Below are 25,268 nucleotides of genomic sequence, written 5' to 3'. Positions count from 1 at the left end.
GGGATATGCACTACGGATCTGAACGTCCGTCGGCCCCGCTCTCAACCCAGTTCACCCGCCGACAACTTTTCCTCGGCGCCTTTGGTTTGGCTGCAGCAACCACCTTGGTAGGCTGCGGGATCGGCGAAGGTTCGGCGATCGACGTCACCGAAGACACCGAGTTGAGTGTCGGAGTTATTCCGGTTGCCGACTTTGCCCCGGTTTATGTAGCCGCCGAACAAGGCTTCTTTGCCGCTGAAGGGTTGAAGGTGCGCACTCAGGTGATGCAAAACGCCGCCGCGATCGCGCCGTCGGTCATCAATGGCCAGCTCACCTTCGGCACGGCCGCAGTACCACCGTTTCTGGCCGCGAGCGCCAAGGGGTTACCGCTTCTTGCTGTTGCCAATGGCACCTCCATCGCGCCCGAGGCGGACAAAGACCCGTCCGCATTGGTGGCGACCAAGGCCAGCGGTGCCACTCGTCCGAAAGATCTGGAGGGGCGCACAGTTGCCGTCAATGCGTTGACTTCGATTGTCCACGTGGCAGCCGCCGCAGCCATCAAGAATGATGGCGGCGATCCCAGCAAAGTTAATTTTGTCGCCATGCCGTTCCCAGACATGGTGCCAGCACTCGCTCGGAACGCAATCGATGCGGCCTGTTTGGTTGAGCCGTTCCAGGTTCAAGCCGTCAATGGCGGTGCGACAGTTCTGGAACACCCCTACTCGAAGGTCTTTTACCCGAACGGTAGCTTCACCGTGATCTTCACCGCAGGACCCTTCGCTGAGAAGAACCCGGATGTTGTCGCTGCCTTCCAGCGCGCCGTAGACAAGGGAAGTGAGCTCGCCGCGGAAGACCCCAAGGTAGTGGGACAGGTGCTCCAAAAATACGGCAAGCTGCCTCCCGAAGTTTTCGAAAAGATGCGCTTACCCATGTTCTCCACCGAACTCAGTGAACCTGCGTTGGCTCACGCCTCCGAGCTCATGCACTCACTGGGTTTCCTCCCCGAGCAACCATCCATCGAAGAGGCGGTGTGGAAGCCATGAAACAACGCACTCATTCACCCGCCCGCCGATTCATTCTTGGTATCGTTGGCGTCGGCCTCGTTTTCGCCCTGTGGGAACTGGCCTCCCTGACCGGCATCTTGCCAGCAGAATCCATTCCGCCAGCCCACGTTGTGGTGGCGGACTTCATCGCACAACTCGGCAGCCCGGAGTTCTGGAAAGCCCTGTGGGATACCCTGCGCGTGACCTTGATCGGCCTGGGGCTGATCATTCTCATCGCGGTCCCAGCGGCGCTGTTGATCGGGCTGATCCCGGTGATCAACGAATCAACTTGGTTCATTCTAGAATTTCTCAAACCTATTCCACCGGTGGCCATCATTCCTTTGGGTCTGCTGTTGTGGGGTCCCACTGATGGTTTGAAACTCATCTTGATCGTCTTCGGCGCGATCTGGCCGCTGCTCATCCAATTGGTCTATGCGATCAAACAGATCGATCCGGTTGGCCGGGAGATGTCCCGGTCATATCGGCTTGGCTGGTGGCTCACCACGTCGCGGCTAGTTGCTCCGACCATAATGCCGTTTGCGCTCACCGGTCTCAGAGTTTCCGCGTCGATTGCCGTGATCATCGCCATTGTCACCGAGATGGTCGGTGGCGCGGCCGGGCTAGGCCAGTCAATCGTGGTCGCCCAGTCAGCCGGGGCCTTAGGACCCATGTACGCGCTGATTCTTGCTGCGGGTCTGCTCGGCCTGCTGATCAATGCCGCGTTCCGTACCGCCGAGAAACCACTACTGTTCTGGCATCCATCCGTCCGTGAGGAGTCGGCATGAGCACCGCAACACGATCCCGTTCGTTCTGGCAGTTAGTCCTGCTGCGCAGTTGGCTTCCGATTCTACTGCTGCTTATCTGGTGGTTCGGCAGCGCCAACAGCGAATCCTTATATTTCCCATCTCTCCAAGAAATCCTGCACACCCTTCGCGTAGATTGGCTGGGCAATGGTTTCGCCCAACATCTGTTGCCGTCGCTGGGCAAGTTCCTGGCAGGGTTTTTGATTGCGGCAGCCTTGGGCATCGGACTTGGACTGTTGATTGGACTTTCCCGCACCCTCATGGACCTGACGGAACCGATCATCCAGTTCCTGCGTTCCCTGCCACCACCGGTGCTGCTACCGATTGGCCTGTTGCTGTTCGGTATTGGCCCGGCGATGAACATTGCCATCATCGCTTTCGGGGCCATGTGGCCAACGCTGCTGAACACCGTGGACGGTGTGCGGTCCCTTGACGGAGAGCTACGTGAAATGTCCCGCTCCTACCGGCTCAGCTTTAGTCAACGACTCAGGTTCGTGGTGCTGCCGCATGCCAGCCCGCAGATCTTTGCCGGCCTGCGCACGACTTTGCAGATTTCGATCATCCTGATCGTTGTTGCAGAAATGGTCGCCGCGACCCAGGGCGTAGGTTTTTACCTGCTGAACTCCCAGCAGACGTTTGAAGTCGCTGAAACTTGGGCTGGCACCCTCCTGCTCGGGGGTATCGGCTATCTGACCACTCTGGTCTTCAACATGGTGGAAGCTTCCATCCTGTCTTGGCATCGTCAACGTAATCAATTGGCACTGGAGGCCGCATAATGTCCACCCCAACGAAACAAACTCCCATTCTGGAATTGCACGAGCTGAAGAAGAGCTACGGCGAAGCAAAAATCTTGGACGGCGTGACGTTCGACATCCGCCAAGGCGAATTCGTCTGCGTCGTTGGCCCGTCCGGGTCCGGCAAGACCACGCTGTTGAAGTGCATGGCAGGACTGCTTGCCCCTTCAGACGGCTCGGTGGTTTTCGAAGGCCAGCAGGTCACCGAGCCACCGGCAAAAATGGCCGTTGTCTTTCAGGACTACTCCCGGTCGCTGCTGCCCTGGCTCTCGGTGGCCAGCAATGTGGAATTGCCGCTTCGGAACAAGGTCAGCAACAAATCCGAGCGTGCCGCCACGGTCGAACGCGTCCTCAACTCTGTCGGTTTGGCCGGTAAAGGCAAACTATACCCGTGGCAGATGTCCGGTGGCATGCAGCAACGAGCTGCGATCGCCCGCGGTCTGGCCTACCAGCCAGATGTCCTGCTCATGGACGAACCCTTTGCTGCGGTCGACGCCCAGACGCGCATCGAACTCGAAGACTTGGTACTACGAGTCCGCGACGAATTCGATACGACCATCGTTTTCGTCACTCACGACATCGATGAAGCCGTGTACCTCGGGGACCGGGTAGTGGTCCTCTCCGGTGCGCCAACCACGGTGAATCGAGACATTGAAGTGAACCTGCCGACCCCGCGGGATCAGCAACAAACCAAGCTCTTGCACGAATACGCCGAACTGCGAGCCGAGGTCTTCGGTCTCATCCAGTCCGCGAAATCCCACGCCAGCATCTAGAAAACGAAAGAACGAGTAATCCCGTCATGTCACACACGCTCCTGAACGAATCCAACGCCGACCAGTACCGCACCCGAGTCACACTTCTGGGCACTGCTGGCGGCCCACCTTGGTGGGACGGATCCGACCGCACCGGCATCTCCACCGTGATCTCCGTGAACGATGACCACTACATTGTGGACCTAGGTGAAGGGTGGGGTCCGCAGTTCCGCAAGTCGAACCTGGGCCCGGTCGGATTCCAAAAAGGCTTAGACAATGTGCGGGCGGTGTTCGTCACCCACCACCACTCGGACCACATCGTGGACCTGCCAAATTTGCTGCTGTTAGCGTGGCACAACGGATCTGACGGGTTGAAGTCACCCATCCAGATTTATGGTCCGGGCAACCGGGGCGAGCTGCCACCGATTTTTGCACCGGAGAACCGCGAGCAACTGCCGGAGGTTTTCAACCCGGACTCCCCTACTCCAGGGCTGACCGAGTCAGCGGCGAAGCTCATGGAAGCCTATGCCCTCGACATCAACGACCGGATGCGCGATAACGCCAAGCAAGACCTGCGGGATGTGTTCGAATTCCATGACATCGAATTGCCCGGCACCACCGGCGATCGCCCCAACGAGGACCCCACGCCGGAAATGGAGCCATTTGAGGTCTACCGGGATGAGAACGTTCGTGTGACCGCGATCTTGGTCGACCATCGCCCGATCTTCCCGGCCTTTGCGTTCCGGTTTGAAACCGCGGATGGTTCGGTCGTAGTTTCTGGGGATACCGGTGTCTGCGAGAACATCGTCAAGATCTCCGCTGACGCTGACATGTTGTTACACGAGTGCATCGACATGGACTGGGTGGACACCCTGATGGGCCCCAATTCACCGAAGCCGGATGCCAACCTCATGCAGCACATGCTCGCCGCCCACACCTCCATTGAGCAGGTCGGCCCGCAGGCTCAAGCTGCACGGGTCAAGTCTCTGGTCCTGACGCACTTGGTGCCGGGAAATACTCCTGCCGAGAAGTGGCAGCAAGCGGCCGCCGGTTACGACGGTGACTTCTACGTTGGTGAAGATCTGATGCAGTTCGGGATTGGTGCACCACGAGGATAAGCGATGACTGAATTTACACTGCGCCAGCTGCAATATTTCCAAGCCACCGTAGAGGAAGGCTCCATCACGGAGGCAGCGGCGCGGTGTCACGTCACGCAAGCTGCCATTTCGATGGCTATTGGCCAACTCGAACGGGCACTCGATACACCCCTGTTCATTCGGTCGCACGCCAAATGCGTCGTACCCACCGCTGCCGGGGTGACCCTCATGGAGTATGCGCGCAACGTCCACACCTTATTGGACGAGGCGCGCACCGCTGTGCTTGAGGAAAAGGACCGGTTGCGCGGGCCGCTGCGTATCGGCTGCACCACAACAATCTCCCCACACGTCGTTCCCGCACTATTGGCCCATTTCAGCCAAGAGTTCCCGGAAGTAGAACTCAGTGTGCGGGAAGACGATGCCGTCTCCCTGAGCCGTGACGTGGAAGCCGGGCGTCTAGACTTTGCGCTCTGCTATGAGATCCAGCGTCCGCACGATCTGGACTATCAACTCATTCGGCACACCCGCCAACATGTCGCCTTGTCCGCCGACCATCCGCTCGCCGACGCTGAAGAAGTGTGGTTGGCGGATCTGATCGAGGAACCGTTAGTCCTCTTTGATATTGCCCCTACCGTGCAGTCGGTGCTGGCAATGCTGCACACACTGGGGCTAAAACCCAAGTTGTGGTGGAGCACTCCGGTGGCAGAAACTCTGCGAGCCGTTGTGGCCCGCGGACTGGCCTGGTCCGTCATCAATCTTCCGCCAGCGCAACGTTTCAGCGTGGAGAACATCCCTCTGGTTTATGTTCCCATTGCTGATGAACTGCCCGATAATCCGGTTGTTGCGGTGCTTCCGAACGAAGCGCACGTACCCACGCGAGTGCAGGCCGCCATTGATTATCTGGCTGACCTGCACTGCGACGGGGACGGTGCTACTCGCCTCACACGTCAGATTCCGAGCTTCTCGTAGAGTTCCACGAAGCGTTCCCGTTCTTGCGGCATGAAATCCTCGAACCAGCCGGCACCGGTCTCCCCCGGTACCCAGCCAGCGAATTCGTCCAAGAACTCTTCGAATCCTTCTTCTTGAACCGCTTCAGCGGATGCCTGTTCCAGCTTCTCGACAATGTCTGCTGGAACATCTTTCGGGACCACCAGCGCCTGTGACCCAACGAAGGCGATGGTCTCTAAACCCTCTTCCTTGAAGGTGGGGACGCCTTCAAGCTGCTCCATGGACTCATCCTTACTGATGGCTAGGGCGCGGACATCACCGTTGCGCAACGGCGCCAGAGCGGTGCTCACATCTAGGACAGCGAAGTCCACGTCGTTATTGATCAGCGCCTGAGTGGCTTCCGGCGAGCCTTCAAAAGCAACGCCTTCACCGGTGGCCTCTTTCATCTTTTCTTGGACAAAGTATTCGCCGATCACATGAGTGCTGTGTCCCTGGCCCAAGTGAGCGTACGTGAGTCGACCATCGAGCTTCTCCAAGTCAGCCAAGCTCTGTACCGGCGAATCAGCTGGGACCGCGATCATGAACGCGTTGGCGGAGACCGGCTGGATCGAACGAAAGTCGTCAATCTCGTAACTGACTTCCTGACGCAGCATCCCGGAAGTGAACGCCCCGGTGGGGGCAAAGAGCACCGAGTATCCATCTGCGCTGGCCCGAGACGCCTCAGTCGCGGCGATCACGCCGCCACCACCGGTACGGTTAACAACCAAAACCTTGCTGCCGAGCTCCTTCTCAAGAGCAGCGGCGAATTTGCGGGCCGCGGTGTCATTCTGGCCACCGGCGGCAAAGCCGACGACCATCTCGATGTTCTTATTTGGGTAGTCATCTGCCGACTGGTTCCCACCCTGTGGGCCACAACCGACCATGAGTGCGGCGATCGCAACGAGAGCGGAGCCTCTCTTCAATCCATTCTTAATTCCTCTGGACACCTTCGATCTCCTTCGTGATTAATATCTTCAAACCACTACAAGCGTGACTCAGCTCACAGTTATCCGAAAGCGAATCTTGTTGACCCGCAGGCATAACGACTGCTTATGCGACGATAGTGATCATGGCCGTCTACACCGAGGAAGAAGCACGCGAAGCTGCACGAGCTCATCGTGCGCGAGTGCGCCCATTCACCGAACCCTTTCTCGAGCGCCGCGCCACCGGACGGAGTCACCCGGTGGAGGATTTCCTTTTCACGTACTACTCGCACCGACCGGCCGCACTGCAGCGCTGGCATCCCGGACTCGGTAACAGTATTGCTGTCGGCGGCACAGAGCAGATCGAACAGGAAACGTGGAAGTACTATCGTCGCGAACACGGCCAGGTCAGTGTTGATTTAGCCGCCTTCATGGACCGACAGCTAACGAATGCGCGCTTCCACTACCAACTGCTGGCAAATACCTTGGATGCAACGCCTCGCTTTGGCTGCTTCGGTCTGCACGAGTGGGCGATGGCTTATCGCGCAGAGAAACACGGCATCCGGCATTCGACGGTTCCGTTACGACTGGGGTCATCGGGCACCAATGAGGTCGTCGAATCCCACACCATTGCCTGCACCCACTACGACGCATTCAGATTCTTCGCGCCGGAAGCGGTGAGTTTGAACACACTCCAACCGAGCCGGCAGAGCCAACTAAAGCTCGAGCAGCCGGCATGCTTGCACGCCAACATGGACCTTTATCGTGTTGCGTACAAGCTGACGCCACTGTTCAGTTCGGAGCTTGTGATGGATTGTTTCGAGCTGGCGTGGGATATCCGCACCATGGACATGCAGGCCTCGCCGTACGATTTGGCTGATTGGGGATACGAACCGGTCAAGATCGAAACCCCAGAAGGAAAACGGACTTATGCGCGGGCACAGCGCGAATTCTCCGCCCGTGCGCAGCTTTTGCGCAAGAAGTTACTTCAAACCCTCGATTTGATTCCGGCAGATCTGCGCACAGACTTCTCTGCGGCGAGTAGCTAAACCTTCTTCTTTCGGTTGTGCCGGCGTACCTGTTCGGCCCATTGCGGCAACCGGTCCGCTTTCTTGCGATCACGCAGTGCCCGCACAGTGATGGAAACCAAGCCACCGAGGATGGCGGTTCCGAGCAGGTAGGGCAGGTTAGAACGTCCTTGTTTTGCAGCCATATGGCCAGCCTACTGACACTGCTAGACACTTCCTAGAGGTTGTATGCTTAGAGAACCGAAAACTCCCATATTCTCTAGGAGATTCTCTATGTCACGAATCGTCGTTGAAGTCATGCCGAAACCGGAAATTCTAGATCCTCTAGGGAAAGCCATCAACAACGCTCTCCCTGACTTTGGCTTCGACGCTTTCACTGACGTCCGCCAAGGCAAACGATTCGAATTGACCGTCGATGGTGACATCACTGATGCAGTCTTGGCACAGGCCAAAGAAGCCGCAGAAAAGGTCTTCGCTAACACCGTTGTCGAAAACGTCATCAACGTCTACGTAGCCGACGACCAGGCTGGTGTGGCCTAATGACCACCGAACTACCGTTGGTCGGCGATTACTCCACCGACTCCGTTGCCGATTCCGGCCTGCGCGTAGGTGTTGCCGTTTTTCCCGGCACCCTTGGCGACCGTGACATCACTCGAGCGCTGACCCGCCACGGCATTGAAGCGGTCCAGCTCTGGCACCGCGATACCGACTTGCAAGACGTTGACGCTGTCATCCTTCCCGGCGGTTCCAGCTACGGCGACTACCTCCGCCCAGGCGCCCTAGCCGCCAACGCCCCACTGATCAAAGCCATCAAGGCCGGTGTAGAAAAAGGGCTTGCCGTCCTCGGGACCGGCAACGGTTTTCAGATTCTCACCGAAGCTGGACTACTGCCAGGCGCGTTCAAGATGAATGACTCCGCCCGCTACCACAACTCCGCAGAAACCCTGACGGTCGCCAACAACAGCACCGCCTTCACCAAGGACTTCAGCAAGGACGAGCGCATCGTCCTGCCACTGTCGGTTGGGTACGGAAACTACTGGGTTGATGAGGCCACCGCCGCCGAGCTTGCTGAGAACAATCAGATCGTGCTGCGCTACGCGGAGAACCCGCACGGTTCCACCCAGGCAATCGCCGGTGTCGCCAACCGTGAAGGCAATGTGGTGGGCCTACTGCCGCAAGCCGAATACGCTATCGAGGCCGGATTCGGCCCAAGCACCGACGGCGCCCGCGTTTTCACTTCCCTGCTGAGCAGCTTGGCTGGAGGCAAATAAATGACCGATACACCAGAATTCAACATCGATACCGTAGACAACGCAGCCGGCACCCCTAACGAATCTCAGCCGTGGGCCGAGTTGGGCCTGAAAGAGAACGAGTACGAAGAGATCCGCAAGATCCTCGGCCGTCGCCCCACCGCTGGCGAACTGGCCATGTACTCCGTGATGTGGTCCGAGCACTGCTCCTACAAGTCTTCCAAGGTGCACCTGCGCCAGTTCGGTGACAAAGTCACCGAAAAGATGAAGGAAAACATGCTGGTCGGCATCGGCCAGAACGCCGGCGTGACCGACCTCGGTGACGGCTGGGCCGTGACCTTCAAGGTGGAGTCCCACAACTCCCCGTCCTACATCGAACCGTTCCAGGGTGCCGCCACCGGCATCGGCGGTATCGTGCGCGACATCATCTCCATGGGCGCCCGCCCCATCGCGGTGCTCGACGCACTGCGTCTTGGCAAGATCGATCACCCAGACACCAAGCGAGTGCTGCACGGTGCCGTCGCCGGTCTGTCGCACTACGGCAACACCTTGGGTGTGCCCGGCATTGGTGGCGAACTGGTCTTTGACTCTTCCTACCAAGGCAACCCGCTGGTCAACGCCATGGCCATCGGCGTCATGCGTCACGAAGACATCCACCTGGCCAACGCCTCCGGCGTGGGCAACAAGGTATTGCTCTACGGCGCTCGCACCGGCGCCGACGGCATCGGTGGCGCCTCCGTACTGGCCTCTGAGTCGTTCGACGACTCCAAGGAAGTCGAGCGTCCAACCGTCCAGGCCGGCGACCCGTTCACCGAGAAGTCGCTGATCGAAGCCACCTTGGAGCTGTTCTCCAACGATCTGGTGGAAGGTATTCAGGACTTGGGTGCTGCCGGTATCTCCTGCGCCACCTCCGAGCTGGCTTCCAACGGTGAGGGCGGCATGCATATCGAACTCACCAACGTCATCTGCCGTGATGAGGGCATGACTCCGGGCGAAATCCTGATGTCCGAATCTCAGGAACGCATGATGGCTGTGATCCCACCACAGAACGTGGACAAGGTCGAAGGCATCCTGAACAAGTGGGACGTCGAATACGCCTGGTTGGGTGAAGTGACCGACACCGGCCGACTGATCATCGACTGGGATGGCGAGACCATCGTGGACGTCGACCCCCGCACGGTGGCGCACGACGGCCCGGTTTACGATCGCCCATACCAGCGACCAGCTTTCCAAGACGAGCTGCAGGCCAACACCTTCCGCTCGGCAGTCACCGACCTGCCAAGCACCGGCGACGAACTCAAGGCCGCCACCCTGGACCTTCTTGGCTCAGCCAACCTGTGCTCCAAGAAGTGGGTCACCGACCAGTTCGACTCCCGCGTGCAGGGCAACACAACCATGAGCGCGCCGGATGATGCCGGCGTGGTCCGGGTCGATGAAAACACCAATATGGGTGTGGCCGGAACCATGGACTGCAACGCTCGTTACGTCTACTTGGATCCGTACCACGGCTCCCAGTTGGCTTTGGCCGAGTCCTACCGCAACATCGCTACCGCAGGCGCTGTCCCGGTCGCCGTCTCGGACTGCCTGAACTACGGTTCCCCGGAGAACCCGGAAACCATGTGGCAATTCGCCGAGTCTATCCGCGGTCTGGCCGACGGCTGCCAGGAACTGGAAGTACCTGTCACCGGCGGTAACGTTTCCCTGTACAACCAGACCAACGGCGTGGATATCTTCCCAACCCCGGTCATCGGTGTGCTGGGCCGCTTTGATGACGTCACCCGTCGCACCGAGTCCGGCTGGACTGCCGACCAAGACGGTGCCGCCATCTACCTGATGGGTACCACCGCTGATGAGCTGGATGGCTCCGAATACGCCAACCTGCGCGATCACCTAGGCGGCCTGCCACCGAAGGTAGATCTGAAGAAGGAAGTGCTGTTGGGCGACCTGCTTATCAACGCTTCCCGCGACGGCATGATTGATGCCGCGCACGACATCTCCGAAGGTGGCCTAGCAGTCACCCTGGCCGAGATGGCACTGCGCTACGGTGTCGGCGCCCGCATCACCCTTGAAGAGGTTGCTGAACGAGACGGCATCGACATGTTCACCCTGCTGTTCTCCGAGAGTCAGGCCCGCGCCGTCGTGGTAGTCCCACGCAGCGAGGAGGTCCGCTTCAATGACATGTGCACTGCCCGCAACTTCCCAGTTGCCCGCATCGGTGTCGTGGACGCTCAGGCAAACGCACTGCAGATCCAAGATCAGTTCGAACTGACCGTGGACCAGATGCGCGAAGCCAACGAGTCCACCCTGGTGAAGCACTTCGGCTAATGCGGCAGTAACAACCACACGCTGAACTGTGGGACCCGTTCCGTCAGGACGGGTCCCACAGTGTTTATCGAACCCTTCAGGAATGACACCATGACTAGGCTGCACGCTTCATCCACGATTGTGGAAAGCAGCACTGGTATTCGCCGGACAGTTCGCACACACATCGGGATCCGCTACGCAGCACTGAGAGACGGCCGCCGGTTCGACCCGCCCCGGGCCGTGGACCTGCAGGACCAAGCGGATGAGCAAGCTAACTTCGAGCACACCTCCGAAGTCCCGATTTTTCCGCAGTTACCCTCCCGGTTAGCGGCACATATGGGGACACCGGCCGGCACCTACCCGCACAGTGATGACGCCTTTTTCCTGAATATCAGCGCACCAACGAACACCCAGAACGCACCCGTGGTGTTGTTCGTCCACGGCGGGGCCTGGATCTCCGGGGCTGGGACCTACCAGTGGTACAGCGGAGAATCTCTGGCAGCTGAAGGAGTGTGCGTCGTTAGCGTCAACTATCGACTCCATGCCGCCGGCATTCTGAATCCCAGCCCGGAACACTTGCCACTGCAGGACCTCACATGCGCTATCCACTGGGTTCACCTACATATCGAAGCCTTCGGTGGTGACCCAGAAAACATCACCTTGGTCGGGCAATCAGCTGGTGGCTGGTATGTCCACGCCTTGGCTCAGCAGCAGAACTTGGCTGGCAAGTTTCGTCGGATCGCTTTGCTGTCCATGGCAACCCGAACGCCGTGGCCGGCAGGATTACACGAAGAAATTAGGGACCGTACCGCGGCCAGTTTGGGTGTATCCGATCTCCGAGATGTCCCCGCCCGCAAGTTCATGGTCACCGCGTTGGCGGAATCTGTTCGGACTCGGGATAAGCACTTCGGCGACCCCTGTTTGGGTTATGCCCCGACAGCGCTGCTTCCGAAAATCTCCGATAACCTCCCGGTCGATTTTCTAGACCCGGAAGCCTCTGCTGCACGGCTCATCGTTGATGAAGTCTTCTTGCGTTACACCAGTGATGAAACGGCCATTTTCTTTGCTGACTCCCCAGCTGAGCGCGAAGCTACCCACGAGCAGGCGGACAAGGTGGTTGCTGCGGTGCTTGAACAAACAGACCAGACACGGTTACCGGAGCACCTGCGCTCTCGGATGGTGGACCGAAGTCTGAGCGGATACGAGCGTATTTGCACAGCTTCCTCTTGGCTACAGTTCCAACAGCTGCCGCATCAACTTGCAGCCGCCTACCGGATGGCGGGAAAGAGGGTCGAACTACACGAGTTCACGTTCCGGAGCCCCGACCCCCGACTCAAGTCCTGTCACTGTTTCGACTTGCCTTTCCTCTTCAACAACCGGCCAACATGGAAAGATGCGCCCTATCTGCAGGGAATCGGCGACCGAGAATTTGCGCAGATCGCTCGGGCAAGCATCAATCAGCTGCTGCGGTTCATTACTACCTGAACACTTAGCCGGCAGAGTAAAAAGTGGTCAGAATCCGGCTAACTCTTCCGTAACCGGTCAGCTTTTTCTAGTGTGAACCTATGGCTGACCTACAGAAACAAACCGAATTCGACGTCCCGGCAGAACGCGTGCGACAGTGGCTCTCCAGCCCGGGCGCCACTCAGCGTCTGACACCGGCTTATCTTGGCAAGTACCCGGGCACCAAAGATCTCACGTGGGTGTCAGAGGTGGGCGTTGATTCTCTTGGGGAAGGCCGTAGCGTCTTCACGGACACGATTCGGTATGAGCCTTCCGGTTTCAACAAAGCTCAGGAACGCCAGATAGAGGTCTTCACCGAGCTACTGGATTACCGTAGCCGGCAATTGGCGGTAGAGCTTGAGTTCGCGCAATCGGTCGCCCACGTCGAGCCGATGGTCGTTGCCATGAGTGGGTCATCTGGCATGGTTGGTACCGAGCTAACTGCTTTGTTGCAGACCCTGGGTCACACGGTCCGTCCGCTGGTTCGTCGGCCGGCAGAAGATGACCTAGAAATTTCTTACAATCCAGGGTCCCAGGAGATCGAACTTGAGAAGCTGCGCGAATGTGATGCCGTGATCAATCTGGCGGGTGAGTCGATCTTTGGCCGCTACACGGAGCGGAAGAAGCAGCAGCTCTCCACCAGCCGCATCATGCCAACTCGGTTATTCACTAAGAGTCTGGAAACGCTAGCGGAAGATGGCAAGAAACGTGTCATGGTTTCAGCCTCTGCTGTCGGTTACTACGGTGCGCACGCTTCGCACGGGCCCAATCCACCACTGCTGACAGAAGAGGACACGTGGGGCATCGATGTGTTGGCCAAAACTTGCCTGAACTGGGAAGCTACCGGCACCTCTGATGTGTTCCGCACCGTCAATCTGCGGTTAGGACTCGTCATGACTCCTGCCGGCGGGCTCATGGGCACCCTGATGCCGCTGGTTTCGGCGGGTCTGGCCGGTCGACTTGGTGAGCACCTGTGGAATAGCTGGGTCAGTGTCGGAGATGCCCTACGTGCCTTTGTCTTCGCGATGGTTAATGAAGACATGCGTGGGGTCTACAACGTGGTCTCTGACAAACCCGTGCTCAACGATGAGCTGATCACCAAATACTCTGAGGCCATGGGTCAGAGCCCATTCATGCCGGTGCCGTCCTTCGCACCGAAACTGATTCTGGGTGCGGAAGCCGCCGATACGCTCGCGCTTGCATCCCAGCGGGTCAGCAACCAGAAGATCAAAGAAGCCGGTTTCCGCTTCCGAATGAACGACTTGGACACCCTCTTTGCCCACATCTTGCCCTCACCTCACCCGTCGCCGCTAAGCAACGTAGCGCGGGTGGTCCGCACGATCGCCTGACAGATCTTCGACAGGCCGCGGCCGTCTTCCGACCTGCCTAGAACTCGGTGTTCTCATGGCACCTTAAACGCCAGCTGGCCCGCCCCGATGATTCGGGGCGGGCCAGCTTTGTTGGGGACCCTATTCTAGCGGGTACTTAGAGTGGGCTTAGCCTTCTTGGGCCCGGCGACGGGACCACAGGTAGAACCCGATACCGGCTGCCAGTAGCAGCGCACCACCAATGGCTAGGCCTGCAGCCTGCGCACCGGTGACCGGTAGTGGCTGGCTTGGTTTCGGCTCAGTTGGTGTTGGCTCGCTCGGTGCCGGCTCGGTTGGTGCCGGTTCCGTTGGCTCCGGGGTTACCGGCGGCTCTTCGCCCGGCTCTTCACCGGTGACTTTCACGGTCCAGTCGTCGGATGACTTCGGCGTATCACTGAGAACCGCAATATTCTCCACGGTGACGGTTTCACCGGGTTTCACCGAACCTGCATAGGTGTAGGTGAACATCTCGGTGTGGTTGTCTTTGGCGTGGACGTCATGCCAGTTCAGTTCTTCATCGAAGGTGCCTTCCGGCGCCTTATCGTCAGTGACGGTGACCTTCTCGTCGACCACTACATCTGCGGTTGGCTCTGCGTCCACTTCAGTGGTTGCCGAGTCATGCTCAGAGTAGATGCTCTCCTTGTCCCAAGTGACGGTGGCGGTGTTGGTTACCGTTTCCAGTTCCTCTGGGGAGCCCGTGCAGCTGTAGGTGAATTCAGCCGATCCGCCGGCTTCAATGGTGGCGGTGCCATCATCGGAGACGGAGCAGTTGAAGCCTTCCAGCTGGTCGGTGACGTCAACCTCTACATCGGACCACTGCACCGGGTTGGTGACTGTGATGGTACCGGTGACACGGTGGTTGGTGTCGGTGTAGTCAACTGCGGTGACCGCGACCCAGTAGTCCAGGGTGAAGTCGACGGGCTTGCCGTCGGTGGAGGTCACGACTTGGTCGGATTCTCCGGTCTTCTCAATGGCCCAGTTGTAGGTGCGATCGTAGGTGTAGTCCGCGGTCTTTTCGATGACCAGATCAGCGCCGGCACAGACCTTGGTGTTGTAGTCTGCTGAACGCTCCGGGATCCCGATTAGGGTCGCGGTGTTGTCCAATTCGACACATTCACCGGCTGGGACGGTGCCCGTGACGGTGTAGGTGTATTCCTTGGTGTGATCATCGTTGGCGTTGTACACGTCCCAGAAGTGCAGCTCTTCGAACTCGGTGCCCTCCGGGGCCTTCAGGTCTTCGACCTGAACGGTCTCGTGCGCGTCAGCATCCAGGGTTGGATCCACCTCAATGGTGTGGCTTGCCGAGTCGTTGGCGGAGTAGGCAGCTTCCTTGTCCCAGGTGACCTTGGCGGTGTTGGTGCCCGGTTCTGGGGTTTGGCCGTGCTGATCCGTCATGCCATCGCATTCGTAGCTGACGGTTTCCGACTGACCAGGGGCGAGCTTAATATCCTTACCGTTGATCACGGTACAGCTCACTCCGTCAAAGGACGGGACGTCGGTGATTTCCGCGGCGGTCACGGCATTCCAGGTGGATGGGTTGGTTACGGTGATGTCGCCGCCGAATTTGGCGTCGTGATCCTCGTAGCCTTCAGCCTTGACGGTCACGGTGTAGTCCACGCTGTAGTCGACGTCTTCGCTGCTGCCAAAGACGTGCTGGTCAGCGGAACCGGTTTTCGCGATCGACCAGTCGTAGGTGCGGTCGAACTTGTAGAAAGTGACCTTCGAGATCTGAAGATCGGTACCGGTGCAGATCTTTACCTTGGCGGTGTCCGAGTTGTTGTCGTCCATATTGGTGGACTCGGTGACAACCGCCTTGTTGGTGAAGTCGGCACAGGTGCCGGCATCCGGAGCATCGAGTTCAACGTCGCTGTAGCTGAAGCTGTTTTCGCCATCGATCTCGCCGGTGGCGTTATCGACGGTGACGGTGCCCAGCACGTTGGATTCGCCTTCAACGGTCTTGTCGTCAGTTACGGTGACTTCATCATCGGTGAAGGTTCCGTTGAACTCGACACCCGCCTTGGCGACGGCTTCCTGACCGTTCTCCCAGGTCACGGTCGCGTGGTTAGTCACGGCCTTCGTTGGGACGGCGTCCAGTTCACAGCTGTAGTTGAGTTCCACGCTGGCGCCGGCGGCTACCTCAACGGTGTGTGAGGCATCGCCCTCCACCGTACAGGTGGCTCCTGTCAGCGCGTCATCACCGGCATACAGCTGGTCGGTGACGGTCGCGGTCTGTGTTTCGCCGAAGTTGTTCGGGTTGGTCACGGTGATGGTGCCGTCGACAACGACATTCGTATCGGTGACTTTTTCGATCTCAGCGGTGACCGTGTAGTCCGGGTTCACGGAGGTGTCCGGGGTTACCTTGTAGTCGGATTTGGCGACCTTCTTGGTGAGCTTCCAGTCGTAATCGCGATCGAAGCTGCCGGCAGCGGTCTTAGCGGCTACTGGCGGCTTGTTGATGCACACTTGGGTGCTCGCGTCATCGGACTGTTTGGTTTCCTTGATCGTCGCGGTGTTGTCGAAGGTGGTGCACTCACCCGCGGTGCCTTCCAACACGCGTGAGTAAGTGTAGGTGTGCTTTTCGCCTTGCTTCGACCACGTGATGGTTTCACCGTTCAGTGGTGCGTCCGCGTACGTGTCGGCCAGGGTGACGGTCTTGTTCACGTGGCTGACATCAGCATCGGCAAAGTCGTAATCGGCTTCGGCGGTTACGCTCTTACCGTTCCACGCAGCAGTGGCCGTGTTGGTGCCGGTTTCGTTTTCCGGTGTGCCTTCGAAGGTACAGCTGTAGTTCAGTTCCTTGGTGCCGTTGGCCGGGACCGTGACATTCGTGCCGTCAGTGACGGAACAGGTTGCGCCATCGAGCTCGTCGGTGACATCAACATCGTTGATCGCGATCGGGTTCGGGTTGGTGACCGTGATCTTGCCGGTCACGGCGTAATCCGAATTGGTACGCGCACCCTCGGTAACTTCTACCGTGTAGTTGGCGGTCGGGTTCTCGTCACCTTCGTTGATCACGAAGTTGGTCTTGTCGACATCCTTGGTGATGCCCCAGGCGTAGCTGGACTTGTAGGCGGTTTTGGCCGTCTTGGTCAGCTTCAATGGTTTTGGAACCATCTTGTTGATCACGGTACAGACCACTACTTGAGTGGATGTGACGTCCACCTTGAAGCCAAGGTCGCCCGCGTTGGTGGCGGTCACAGGTTCCTGGCTGGCCCGATCCACGCAGACGGCATTCTTGCCGTCTTGTTGTTCAAGCGCGTAGCCCTCCTGCAGGGACTCGGCGATTGTCACGGCACGGGATTGGTCCCAGTCGATGCCTTCAACCTTGAAGTTGACGACACCGTCAGCGTTAGTGGTCCCGGATGCCGGTGTCACATTGGTGGTGTCAGTGCTGAAGTCCCAGCCCGCACCGGCAGACAGGTCACCGTTAAGATCGCGAACCTGCTTGTTGACGGTGATGGTACCTTCACAGTTCTTCAGCCCGATTTCACGGAGCTTTGCCTCAAGAAGATCGTAATTTCCGATCAGGTAGTAATCCTGATTGACATTGTCTCCGGAGATGTACCGCAAGTTCGCTTCGGTGAGTCGACCCACGCCAATTCCCATGACAAAGGCGCCCCCACGTTTCAACGCGTTTGATGAAGCTGTAGCAGTATCAATATCAATCTGGTCGAAGCTTGAACCCCAGTCGGAGTTCCCTGGAGTGCCCGGGGTTCCGTAAGCGGTGGGGTTGCCATCCGTCACGAATAAGACGATGTCATAGCCGGCTGGGATCTGGGCTAAGCCACGATCCCAGTTGGTGCCACCGCGGTTCGAGGGTGGGCGCACCAAGTTCTGGATCTTGGACCGAACCTGGTCACTACCCTCTGCGGTCGCGATCGATGTCAAACCGAGGTTGGTGTTGTTGGGCGCTGGAGCCAACGAGGCAAAGCTGTAGATCCCCATCGAGGTAGGGGTCCCTTGCAGACTGTCAACCAAGCTCACGCCAGCGTTCTTCGAACTGGTGATGTCAGCGTCCGTCAGCGAGTTGGACAGGTCAAAAACCAAGGCAATGTTGAGTCCACATTTTTGTGGCAAGTTCGGGTTCGGCAGTGGTGCTGGAGTCGGGAAGGCCTTGATCCCGACACCGCTGTCACTGAGTGGACCACGTTGGTCGGCTGGCGCACTCGGGCTGGCCGGTGCTGAAGGTCGTTCCGAAGGCTGCGTTGATGGTTTTGGTGCAGCCGGTTTTTCCGGCTTCTTGGCCGGGTTGGATGCCTGCTCAGTTTTTTCCTGAGTCGCTTCCTCGGTTGTTTTCTCCGTCGTCGGAGTCGCTTCAGCGGTTTCCTCAACCACGGTTTCGGAAACTGCTGATGTTGGTTCTGGTAAGTTCTCGCCAGTGGCGATGGCTCCGCCGGTAAACACGGTTCCGAAAACTACCATCAAACTAGCTGCAATCACGCCGGACTTTTGGGCGGTGGAAAGCAACCGTTTCTTGGTGCGAGTTCGGACATCGCGAATACGGCGTGGACGTGCTGAAACAGCCACGAATCCCCCTATTTAGATATCCCCTATTTACCGCGCAAGGCGGTGATGATTGGGAGCGTGATGCCGTCATAAAGTCGGCTACACGACCCCCACATAAGGATATGGAAGGAAGAAGCGTGAAGCTGTTTGTGACTGAAAATGCTTCTTTTCCGTCACTTTTTCTACGGAGAACTCTCCCCACATAGAGCGATCAGCACAGCGATCCACGCGATTTGGCGAGTGATAAATAGAATTTGTTTATTACATCGATAACCGGCGAAATAGAAGTAATTCAGCAACCATGTAATCGCATTTTCATCGACATAGATAGATTTAGCGCAGGCTCAAGAGAACGCTCTATGAGTACTTCGCCGATTGGAAGGATGGGCTAAAGCTCAACAATGATTCATTGATCTTGAATCCGCTCAGCAAAATCTTGGAGCGCCACGCTGCGGATCAGCCCCTGCCTTACTTCTTTACGTTCGGTGCAGCCAACGAAAATGGCATCGCTCGAGGATACGTGCCATGTGTGTGGGACCCAGCGGCGCTAGTGTCCTTTGAAGGCTTCGGCCAGCCACCACGAGCCACCGTCATTGGCGATCTTGGCATCGATCACAATCGGTGCTTGCGGGTTCGAGTTCACCCAGTCTGCAAGCTGATCCAGATCCGCAACGTCCCGAACGGTGATGCCTGTTGCACCATAACCGCGCGCTAACGCAGCAATGTCGGTGTCCGGGAAGATGACGGTATCGAGATCTACGTCGCTACCGAAGTGGTGAACTTCAGCGGCGTAGGCGGCATCATTGTAGACGATGACCACGAGTGGCAACTTCAGCCGTACAGCCGTTTCCAGCTCTTGAGCTCCCATCAGGAATCCACCGTCACCAGTGCCAAGAACTGGCATCCGATCCGGCTGGGCTAGGGCAGCGCCGATGGAAGTGTAGAGTCCCAGTCCGATTGCCTGGAACGCTTGCGTGAAGCAAAATCCGAACTCGTCTGGCACGTCCAAGTATTGGCTTGGGTAGCCCATGAAGTTGCCGGAGTCGATCGAGACGATCCGTTCGGCTGGAAGCAATTCATTGACCCGTTTACTCAATTCCCGTGGGTCAATGCTTACCCCCGGCTCCCCCAGATCTGGGGTGTCGGTCTGGTCCCAACGCGCTTCGTTGGCAATCCGCTCTTTGATTTCTTCGGTACGATAACGCTCGCCTAAATCATTGAGCAGGGCCTCACGCAGGGCGGTAGCCGTAGCCGCACTGTCACCGACGATCCCGATATCGACCGGTCGGTGAGCGCCGAGGTTGGCGTCTTCAATATCGATTTGGGCGACCGTGGTTTCTTCCCCGATGAGTGTTCCATGGCGCATGGTCCACATGTTCAACGCGCAGCCGAAAGAGAGGATGAGATCGGCCTGCGAAATCAGTTCTGCGGTCAATGGTGAGGAGAACCCGCCGGAGATTCCCAAATTGAAGTCGTCACCGTTGAACAGACCTTTTGCCACCGCGCTGGTCGCCACAAGGGCACCGACGTCATGGGCCAAAGCCTGAATCTCTTCCTTGGCGCCACGCCCGCCGCGGCCAGCAATAAAGACCGGACGCAGGCTGTTGCGCAAGGCTTCGGTCAATGCGTTGACCTGCTCGAGACTTGGTGCCACCCCTGGCGCAGGTTCGACTGTGTCGGTTGGCATCTGCCCGACCGGTTCAGCGGCTTGAACGTCGAGAGGGAGATTCAGCACCACGGTTCGCCGCTGCCGGACCGCCGTTCGATAAGCCCGCAAGGTGTCCGCGAGCGCAGAGGCCGGTGAGTGAATCCGTTCGGCCACCGCTCCCATCGATTCAGCGAAGGCCTTTTGATCCATGGCGAAGTTGGAGTGAATCGCGGAGGCTGCAGTCTCTGCCGCCAACACGATCATCGGGGTTCTGGACTTGGCGGCCTCACCGATACCGGTGGCGGCGTTAGTCAGTCCACAGCCTTGGTGCACGGAAAGAACAGCTACCTCACCGCTCATGCGAGCGTAGGCGTCTGCCATGGTGGCTGCGCCACCCTCGTGACGAGTGGCGGTGAAGGGCACACCGGCTCGACGAAGTGCGTTAGTGATAACAAAGTTGCCACTACCCACGACTCCGAAGGCATGTCCTACACCGAGTTGCGCCAGATAAGTTCCTACTTGGTCTGCAACGGTGTTTGTCATGAGTTGGTTAGCCCTCCACCAGCGCAAAGACGCGGCAAGGACTACCGGTTCCATCAACGATCGGCAGTGGGCTAACCACCACAACGGCACCGGTAGCCGGCAAGGTGGAGAGATTCTGCAGAGAGGTCACCCCGTACTTATCGTTACCCAGCAGGTAGTAGTGCATGGGGAACGGTGGTTCCAGTGTGGCTGCGTTACCTTGGTCGATGCCAACAGTTTCAACACCAACACCGGAGATCTCGGTGTCCTCGGCCAGCCAACGGGCACATTCTGCCGTGAAACCAGGTGTGTGGGAGCCGTTCTCGTCAATGTTGACGAATGCTTCTTGGTCTTGGGCGTACTGGTCCCAGCCGGTACGTACCAGCAACCAACCGTTCTGCGGCAGCGGGCCATGTTCGGCTTCCCACGCCTTGATGTCGGCTACATCCACCAAGAAATCCGCGTCCGCAGCAACTTGCTCTGAAACATCAAGTACGGCCGCTGGGCCGACAAGTCGCTCTGGTTCAATGGACGCCACGCACTTGCCATCCTTGCCACTGATCCAGTGAATCGGCGCATCAATGTGAGTACCAATATGCTCACCCATGGAGATGTTTTGGTGACGCCACAGCGGGCCGTTTTCGTCGTAGCGGGCCACCTCTTCCAGGGAAAAGTCGTTCAGGTTCTTGAAGGGCTCCGGCAACTGCAGCGTTGGAGTTTGATCGGAGAGCTTGTTAGTCAGATCCACGATCTTGACGGACTGATCCGCTAGGGCGCCAGCCAGCTGAAGGACAAGATTTTGCTTCTGAGTTTGGACATTACTCACGATTGCGACTCCTTGAACGACTCTGTCACCTTGGGTCTTCTATACCCGCTAAATGAATGACGTGAAGATGGGCTGCCCCGTTCCGCTTAGTTCTGACAGCGAGCTGAGATGGAGCATCTGACCCGAAAACGGAACTCCGCGAAACAATTAGCAGATTTCAAGTATGTCACGGCAACTTGGGTTCACATATTGTTCGTTGAGACCATGACGAGCTTGGCCGTCTATGTGAAATTCAGGCCAACGAAAGCTGTGTCCTATCGATCTAGTGCATTTCAGACGATAAGAGGCTTAGGCAGTAGCGAAACTTTTAGGTAATGCATTTTGGTGCTCCTTAAATTTCGCACTTAGAGTTTCTTCATGGTTACACAACAAACCTCCGCCACTATGGCGCCGTCGACGCCGTCATGGCCGGTGCCCGCCCGAACGACAAATCGGGTCTTGTTCCTCTGTTGGATCTCTATTTTGGCTGAGGGTTATGACGTAGGTGTCCTTGGTGCTGTCATGCCTGCCCTCATTGCATACGAGCCTTGGTCCCTGACCCCACTGCAGGCCGGCGCACTCGGCTCCCAAGCCCTGATCGGTATGATGATCGGCGCCATGCTCATCGGCAGCCTCTCTGACCGGCTAGGTCGCAAAAAGATGCTGATCATCTCCGTGGTCATTTTCACCACCGCTCAATTGGGCGCCGCATTGGCACCCACCCCAGAACTCTTTGGACTCTTCCGCCTCATTGGCGGTCTGGGGATGGGCGGCATCATCCCCGTTGCCGCGGCCATGACCATTGAATTTTCGCACCCGCGCAAGCGCTCTTTGAACTACGGCTTGATGTATTCGGGCTACTCGCTCGGCATCTTGGCTGCAGCGATGGTTGCTTTCGCAATTCTGGAGCAGGCTGGCTGGCGCTGGGTCATCGGCATTGGCGCCGTCCCAGTACTTTTGGTCCCGCTGTTGATCTGGAAGCTTCCGGAATCGATGGAGTCCCTACTCATTCGCGGCGAACGCGAGAAAGCTCGCCAGCACGCTGCCGAGCTTGGCATCAACCCGTACCATGAGGCCGAATGGATGCCGGCAAAGTCCCCGCAGAAGCAGCACACAAGCTGGAAAGACTCACTATCGGTCATGTTTTCGCGCGGCTACCGAGTGGCGACCATCGGGTTCTGGGTGGCGCTGTTCTGCGGACTGCTCTTGGTCTATGGCCTGAACACCTGGTTGCCAAACATCATGAAGGAGGCAGGCTATGAGCTAGGCTCCTCGATTCTCTTCTTGGCGGTCTTCTCCCTAGCCTCCGCAATCGGCGGCATTCTCATTGGTGGTGCAGCCGACAAGTATGGCAAGAAGTTGATCCTCGTTGTCTTCTACGTGCTCGGCGCCGCAGGCATCCTGCTGCTGATGTTCCCGAACAGCATGCTCGTGAACTACATCTTCGTCGCGCTGGCCGGTGTTGGAACAATTGCGACCTCGCTGGTACTCACCGGTTGGGTTGCAGACTACTACCCCGCTTACGCTCGAGCCACCGCAACCGGCTGGGCACTCAGTTTCGCTCGCGTGGGTGCGATTGCGGGACCGCTGCTCGGCGGTTGGATCGCAGGCATGGCACTCGGATTCGAGTGGAACTTCATCATCTTCGCTGTCGTAGGCGTCTTGGCCGCGGTATTCGTGGCCATTATTCCCACGACCCGCAAGGAAACCCCCGTGGAATAGCGCACCGATTTCCACCACAGCTTTGGACTCCGCCTACAGCTGGCGGGGTCCAAAGCTGCTTAAGTGGCAACTTATAGTGCCGGCACTATTCATTATGAGAACTATTCTCATGTAACTTGTTGAGAATGAAACTCATATTGCTATCGGCAAGCGACCAGCTCGCTTCTCATCAAGGGTTGAGAGCAGCTGCCGAGCTGACCCGGGCCGACGTGGTGGTCCGGGCCATTGGTAATGATCACTTTGAGATCCTAGATACTCGTACCGGCGTCATGCAGCGCACCGAGAGCTCAGTCTGGAACGTGCTCGTAGAACTCAACGCTCGAGAGCCTCAAAGCAGCAATGGCGTGATTGCATTGCCTACGCTGACTTCCAGTTCCAGCCTTGCCGCCCGCGTAGATGCCGAGTTATCCAACAGCACGGTCATGACTTGCGGGATAGCCGTTGACCCAAATTGGATTGAGGATCAGCTGTGGGACACCACTGATGAGCAACACCAATTCCTGAACACGGAACTTGATTTCGTCGACACCGTGTTCTTGGCAAGCTCTGAAATTTGGTCACCCAGTGGAACGGCTCGCGAGCGCGGCATCGACCTCATCAGCACCCTGTCCCCGCACGCTCGGCGTATAACGTGCCCTTCTCAACAGCGGAGGATCTGCGGTAACGCCTCACGGTTAGGCTCCCACAACTTGGGAGATGCCCTACACAGGGTCAGTGCCGCGCTCGGCGAGAACGTCCACACTGGACGCTTCCAAACGGTGGTTCTGCACCATGAGCTGCCTTTACCCTCTGAGCAGTTCTACCGGTACTTGCCGGAGCTCGCTGCCGGCAGTGTCCGCATCCGGGGTCAGCTGTGGCTGGATTCGCACCTAACAGACCGGTTGCACGTCCAAGGCTGTGGCCCACAAGTGTGGGTCGAGAACCGGGGCCCGTGGCACCCAGTTGAGGAACTTGCCTACACGGAGGTTAGTTTCACCGGAGAAAACCTGGATACCGGACTGTTAGAACGGTTTCTCCCAAGCACTCACGCACCCATTAGTCACATCACGGAAGAAGGAACACTATGAAAGTAAGAAATTCACTCAAAACACTCAAGCAGATCCCTGGCGCTCAGGTAGTTCGGCGTCGCGGACGGGTCTTTGTCATCAACAAGAAGAACCCGCGATTCAAAGCGCGGCAGGGGTAAGACCCCTCCATCTCTGGTCCTCTACGTTCCATCCCGCCCCGTCAGACTTCGTGAAGAGCTGCGAACTGGAGGTGTCAAGGACCATCGTTCAGACTCCTTGCTAAGCTTTGAGCTTCGACGCTAACGCGCGCTCACCAGTTGGGAATCCTCGTTCAGACTCCTTGCTAAGCTTTTGCCCCCGGAACAAACTCCGGCGCAGCAGTTGGGAATCCTCGTTCAGACTCCTTGCTAAGCTTTCCGAGTACGACGACCTGCCACGGGTCAAGTTGGGAATCCTCGTTCAGACTCCTTGCTAAGCTTTTGGCTATTCTCCTGTTTATTCAGCAGAAGTTGGGAATCCTCGTTCAGACTCCTTGCTAAGCTTTCTATTGCTTACCGATGCGCGCGCGATGAGTTGGGAATCCTCGTTCAGACTCCTTGCTAAGCTTTCTATTGCTTACCGATGCGCGCGCGATGAGTTGGGAATCCTCGTTCAGACTCCTTGCTAAGCTTTCCTCTCAGCAAGCACAGTCGTGTACTTCGTTGGGAATCCTCGTTCAGACTCCTTGCTAAGCTTTTCCCGTCATCGGAGACGAAGACGACGACGTTGGGAATCCTCGTTCAGACTCCTTGCTAAGCTTTACGCTAACGGGCGGTTGAAGAACGGGAAGTTGGGAATCCTCGTTCAGACTCCTTGCTAAGCTTTGTGCGCACCGGTGGGTTGTACGAACTCGGTTGGGAATCCTCGTTCAGACTCCTTGCTAAGCTTTTCCGCGACGATCTGGTTAGGGTCATGAAGTTGGGAATCCTCGTTCAGACTCCTTGCTAAGCTTTCGTTCTTCGATGCAGCAATCAATTTCGCGTTGGGAATCCTCGTTCAGACTCCTTGCTAAGCTTTCCGTGCAGAAATGGCCGCGAACGACAACGTTGGGAATCCTCGTTCAGACTCCTTGCTAAGCTTTCTAGCCAGCGAGCTTGCTGACATCATCAGTTGGGAATCCTCGTTCAGACTCCTTGCTAAGCTTTCCAGTGTCAGGTGGCGTCCCATCGTATAGTTGGGAATCCTCGTT

20 protein-coding genes and 1 CRISPR repeat array (1 of these 21 cut by a window edge) are annotated in these 25,268 nt (G+C 57.8%); of the genes, 15 read left to right on the top strand and 5 right to left on the bottom strand.

The genetic code is table 11. The features are described from left to right. Positions 1–5 precede the first annotated feature (5 nt). From ACFFFR_RS07335 to ACFFFR_RS07310, 6 genes are read left to right on the top strand one after another with little or no spacing between them, the layout of a single operon-like run. The gene (locus ACFFFR_RS07335; protein WP_377459176.1) at positions 6–1,022 is read left to right on the top strand and encodes an ABC transporter substrate-binding protein; all 1,017 of its coding nucleotides are present in this window, start codon (positions 6–8) and stop codon (positions 1,020–1,022) included. After that, positions 1,019–1,807 carry an ABC transporter permease gene (locus ACFFFR_RS07330; RefSeq protein WP_377459174.1) on the top strand — a complete coding sequence of 263 codons (789 nt, stop codon included), beginning with the start codon at positions 1,019–1,021 and terminating at the stop codon, positions 1,805–1,807. Before ACFFFR_RS07335 ends, ACFFFR_RS07330 begins: the two co-directional genes overlap by 4 nt. Then, the gene (locus ACFFFR_RS07325) at positions 1,804–2,601 is read left to right on the top strand and encodes an ABC transporter permease (RefSeq protein ID WP_377459173.1); all 798 of its coding nucleotides are present in this window, start codon (positions 1,804–1,806) and stop codon (positions 2,599–2,601) included. Before ACFFFR_RS07330 ends, ACFFFR_RS07325 begins: the two co-directional genes overlap by 4 nt. Next, positions 2,601–3,392 (top strand): ABC transporter ATP-binding protein, encoded by a 792-nt coding sequence (locus ACFFFR_RS07320; RefSeq protein ID WP_377459171.1) that lies wholly within the window; start codon positions 2,601–2,603, stop codon positions 3,390–3,392. Before ACFFFR_RS07325 ends, ACFFFR_RS07320 begins: the two co-directional genes overlap by 1 nt. A gap of 26 nt (positions 3,393–3,418) precedes the next feature. Beyond that, positions 3,419–4,489 carry an MBL fold metallo-hydrolase gene (locus tag ACFFFR_RS07315; RefSeq protein ID WP_377459169.1) on the top strand — a complete coding sequence of 357 codons (1,071 nt, stop codon included), beginning with the start codon at positions 3,419–3,421 and terminating at the stop codon, positions 4,487–4,489. A 3-nt stretch (positions 4,490–4,492) separates the two neighbouring features. Further along, complete coding sequence (locus tag ACFFFR_RS07310; RefSeq protein ID WP_377459167.1) at positions 4,493–5,437, top strand: LysR family transcriptional regulator; 945 nt, start codon at positions 4,493–4,495, stop codon at positions 5,435–5,437. Here ACFFFR_RS07310 and ACFFFR_RS07305 read toward each other — a convergent pair. After that, complete coding sequence (locus tag ACFFFR_RS07305) at positions 5,416–6,402, bottom strand: tripartite tricarboxylate transporter substrate binding protein (protein ID WP_377459166.1); 987 nt, start codon at positions 6,400–6,402, stop codon at positions 5,416–5,418. The two genes, ACFFFR_RS07310 and ACFFFR_RS07305, sit on opposite strands and share 22 nt — an antisense overlap. A gap of 122 nt (positions 6,403–6,524) precedes the next feature. Here ACFFFR_RS07305 and ACFFFR_RS07300 point away from each other — a divergent pair, with 122 nt between their 5' ends. Further along, entirely contained in the window at positions 6,525–7,427 is a 903-nt protein-coding gene (locus ACFFFR_RS07300; protein WP_377459164.1) for a 3-methyladenine DNA glycosylase, read from the top strand. Here the strand turns inward: ACFFFR_RS07300 and ACFFFR_RS07295 are convergent. Continuing rightward, positions 7,424–7,591, bottom strand: coding sequence for a hypothetical protein (locus tag ACFFFR_RS07295; protein WP_377459163.1), 168 nt, complete (start codon positions 7,589–7,591; stop codon positions 7,424–7,426). The two genes, ACFFFR_RS07300 and ACFFFR_RS07295, sit on opposite strands and share 4 nt — an antisense overlap. Before the next feature lie 88 nt (positions 7,592–7,679). Here ACFFFR_RS07295 and purS point away from each other — a divergent pair, with 88 nt between their 5' ends. From purS to ACFFFR_RS07270, 5 genes are all read left to right on the top strand, one after another. After that, complete coding sequence (purS, locus tag ACFFFR_RS07290) at positions 7,680–7,946, top strand: phosphoribosylformylglycinamidine synthase subunit PurS (protein WP_377459161.1); 267 nt, start codon at positions 7,680–7,682, stop codon at positions 7,944–7,946. Further along, positions 7,946–8,677: a phosphoribosylformylglycinamidine synthase subunit PurQ gene (gene purQ, locus ACFFFR_RS07285; protein WP_377459159.1), complete on the top strand. Its 732-nt coding sequence runs from the start codon at positions 7,946–7,948 to the stop codon at positions 8,675–8,677. The genes purS and purQ overlap by 1 nt, the downstream gene beginning before the upstream one ends. Next, on the top strand, positions 8,678–10,981 hold the full coding sequence (purL, locus tag ACFFFR_RS07280) for a phosphoribosylformylglycinamidine synthase subunit PurL (protein ID WP_377459157.1): 2,304 nt from the start codon (positions 8,678–8,680) through the stop codon (positions 10,979–10,981). A 90-nt stretch (positions 10,982–11,071) separates the two neighbouring features. After that, positions 11,072–12,445, top strand: a complete 1,374-nt coding sequence (locus ACFFFR_RS07275) for an alpha/beta fold hydrolase (RefSeq protein WP_377459156.1) — start codon at positions 11,072–11,074, stop codon at positions 12,443–12,445. 80 nt (positions 12,446–12,525) lie between these two features. Beyond that, complete coding sequence (locus ACFFFR_RS07270; RefSeq protein WP_377459155.1) at positions 12,526–13,812, top strand: TIGR01777 family oxidoreductase; 1,287 nt, start codon at positions 12,526–12,528, stop codon at positions 13,810–13,812. A 147-nt stretch (positions 13,813–13,959) separates the two neighbouring features. On the opposite strand, the gene ACFFFR_RS07265 is transcribed toward ACFFFR_RS07270, so the two are convergent. From ACFFFR_RS07265 to ACFFFR_RS07255, 3 genes are all read right to left on the bottom strand, one after another. Beyond that, positions 13,960–18,357 (bottom strand): vWA domain-containing protein, encoded by a 4,398-nt coding sequence (locus ACFFFR_RS07265; protein WP_377459153.1) that lies wholly within the window; start codon positions 18,355–18,357, stop codon positions 13,960–13,962. A 526-nt stretch (positions 18,358–18,883) separates the two neighbouring features. Further along, on the bottom strand, positions 18,884–20,527 hold the full coding sequence (locus tag ACFFFR_RS07260) for a thiamine pyrophosphate-binding protein (RefSeq protein WP_377459151.1): 1,644 nt from the start codon (positions 20,525–20,527) through the stop codon (positions 18,884–18,886). Positions 20,528–20,534: 7 nt separating this feature from the next. Next, positions 20,535–21,332: a cyclase family protein gene (locus ACFFFR_RS07255; RefSeq protein WP_377459150.1), complete on the bottom strand. Its 798-nt coding sequence runs from the start codon at positions 21,330–21,332 to the stop codon at positions 20,535–20,537. Between the two features lie 357 nt (positions 21,333–21,689). Here ACFFFR_RS07255 and ACFFFR_RS07250 point away from each other — a divergent pair, with 357 nt between their 5' ends. The 3 genes from ACFFFR_RS07250 (at position 21,690) to ykgO (ending at position 24,219) form a co-directional block, all read left to right on the top strand. Beyond that, positions 21,690–23,033 carry an MFS transporter gene (locus ACFFFR_RS07250; protein ID WP_377459148.1) on the top strand — a complete coding sequence of 448 codons (1,344 nt, stop codon included), beginning with the start codon at positions 21,690–21,692 and terminating at the stop codon, positions 23,031–23,033. 125 nt (positions 23,034–23,158) lie between these two features. Further along, the gene (locus ACFFFR_RS07245) at positions 23,159–24,100 is read left to right on the top strand and encodes a CobW C-terminal domain-containing protein (RefSeq protein ID WP_377459146.1); all 942 of its coding nucleotides are present in this window, start codon (positions 23,159–23,161) and stop codon (positions 24,098–24,100) included. Beyond that, entirely contained in the window at positions 24,097–24,219 is a 123-nt protein-coding gene (gene ykgO, locus ACFFFR_RS07240) for a type B 50S ribosomal protein L36 (RefSeq protein WP_377459145.1), read from the top strand. Before ACFFFR_RS07245 ends, ykgO begins: the two co-directional genes overlap by 4 nt. Positions 24,220–24,292: 73 nt before the next feature. Beyond that, positions 24,293–25,268: a CRISPR direct-repeat array (repeat unit 36 nt; unit sequence GTTGGGAATCCTCGTTCAGACTCCTTGCTAAGCTTT) (it continues 84 nt past the right edge of the window).

The organism is Micrococcoides hystricis (assembly GCF_042434215.1).
Lineage (GTDB): Bacteria > Actinomycetota > Actinomycetes > Actinomycetales > Micrococcaceae > Micrococcoides > Micrococcoides hystricis.
Note: the sequence above shows the minus strand (reverse complement) of the source record. Positions and strands in the feature narration are given on the sequence as shown.

Bases quoted from the DNA above. Each gene is read 5' to 3' on its own strand.
- ACFFFR_RS07335 (WP_377459176.1), top strand. From the start codon at position 6: ATGCACTACGGATCTGAACGTCCGTCGGCCCCGCTCTCAACCCAGTTC.
- ACFFFR_RS07330 (WP_377459174.1), top strand. From the start codon at position 1,019: ATGAAACAACGCACTCATTCACCCGCCCGCCGATTCATTCTTGGTATC.
- ACFFFR_RS07325 (WP_377459173.1), top strand. From the start codon at position 1,804: ATGAGCACCGCAACACGATCCCGTTCGTTCTGGCAGTTAGTCCTGCTG.
- ACFFFR_RS07320 (WP_377459171.1), top strand. From the start codon at position 2,601: ATGTCCACCCCAACGAAACAAACTCCCATTCTGGAATTGCACGAGCTG.
- ACFFFR_RS07315 (WP_377459169.1), top strand. From the start codon at position 3,419: ATGTCACACACGCTCCTGAACGAATCCAACGCCGACCAGTACCGCACC.
- ACFFFR_RS07310 (WP_377459167.1), top strand. From the start codon at position 4,493: ATGACTGAATTTACACTGCGCCAGCTGCAATATTTCCAAGCCACCGTA.
- ACFFFR_RS07300 (WP_377459164.1), top strand. From the start codon at position 6,525: ATGGCCGTCTACACCGAGGAAGAAGCACGCGAAGCTGCACGAGCTCAT.
- ACFFFR_RS07295 (WP_377459163.1), bottom strand. From the start codon at position 7,591: ATGGCTGCAAAACAAGGACGTTCTAACCTGCCCTACCTGCTCGGAACC.
- purS (WP_377459161.1), top strand. From the start codon at position 7,680: ATGTCACGAATCGTCGTTGAAGTCATGCCGAAACCGGAAATTCTAGAT.
- purQ (WP_377459159.1), top strand. From the start codon at position 7,946: ATGACCACCGAACTACCGTTGGTCGGCGATTACTCCACCGACTCCGTT.
- purL (WP_377459157.1), top strand. From the start codon at position 8,678: ATGACCGATACACCAGAATTCAACATCGATACCGTAGACAACGCAGCC.
- ACFFFR_RS07275 (WP_377459156.1), top strand. From the start codon at position 11,072: ATGACTAGGCTGCACGCTTCATCCACGATTGTGGAAAGCAGCACTGGT.
- ACFFFR_RS07270 (WP_377459155.1), top strand. From the start codon at position 12,526: ATGGCTGACCTACAGAAACAAACCGAATTCGACGTCCCGGCAGAACGC.
- ACFFFR_RS07260 (WP_377459151.1), bottom strand. From the start codon at position 20,527: ATGACAAACACCGTTGCAGACCAAGTAGGAACTTATCTGGCGCAACTC.
- ACFFFR_RS07250 (WP_377459148.1), top strand. From the start codon at position 21,690: ATGGTTACACAACAAACCTCCGCCACTATGGCGCCGTCGACGCCGTCA.
- ACFFFR_RS07245 (WP_377459146.1), top strand. From the start codon at position 23,159: ATGAAACTCATATTGCTATCGGCAAGCGACCAGCTCGCTTCTCATCAA.
- ykgO (WP_377459145.1), top strand. From the start codon at position 24,097: ATGAAAGTAAGAAATTCACTCAAAACACTCAAGCAGATCCCTGGCGCT.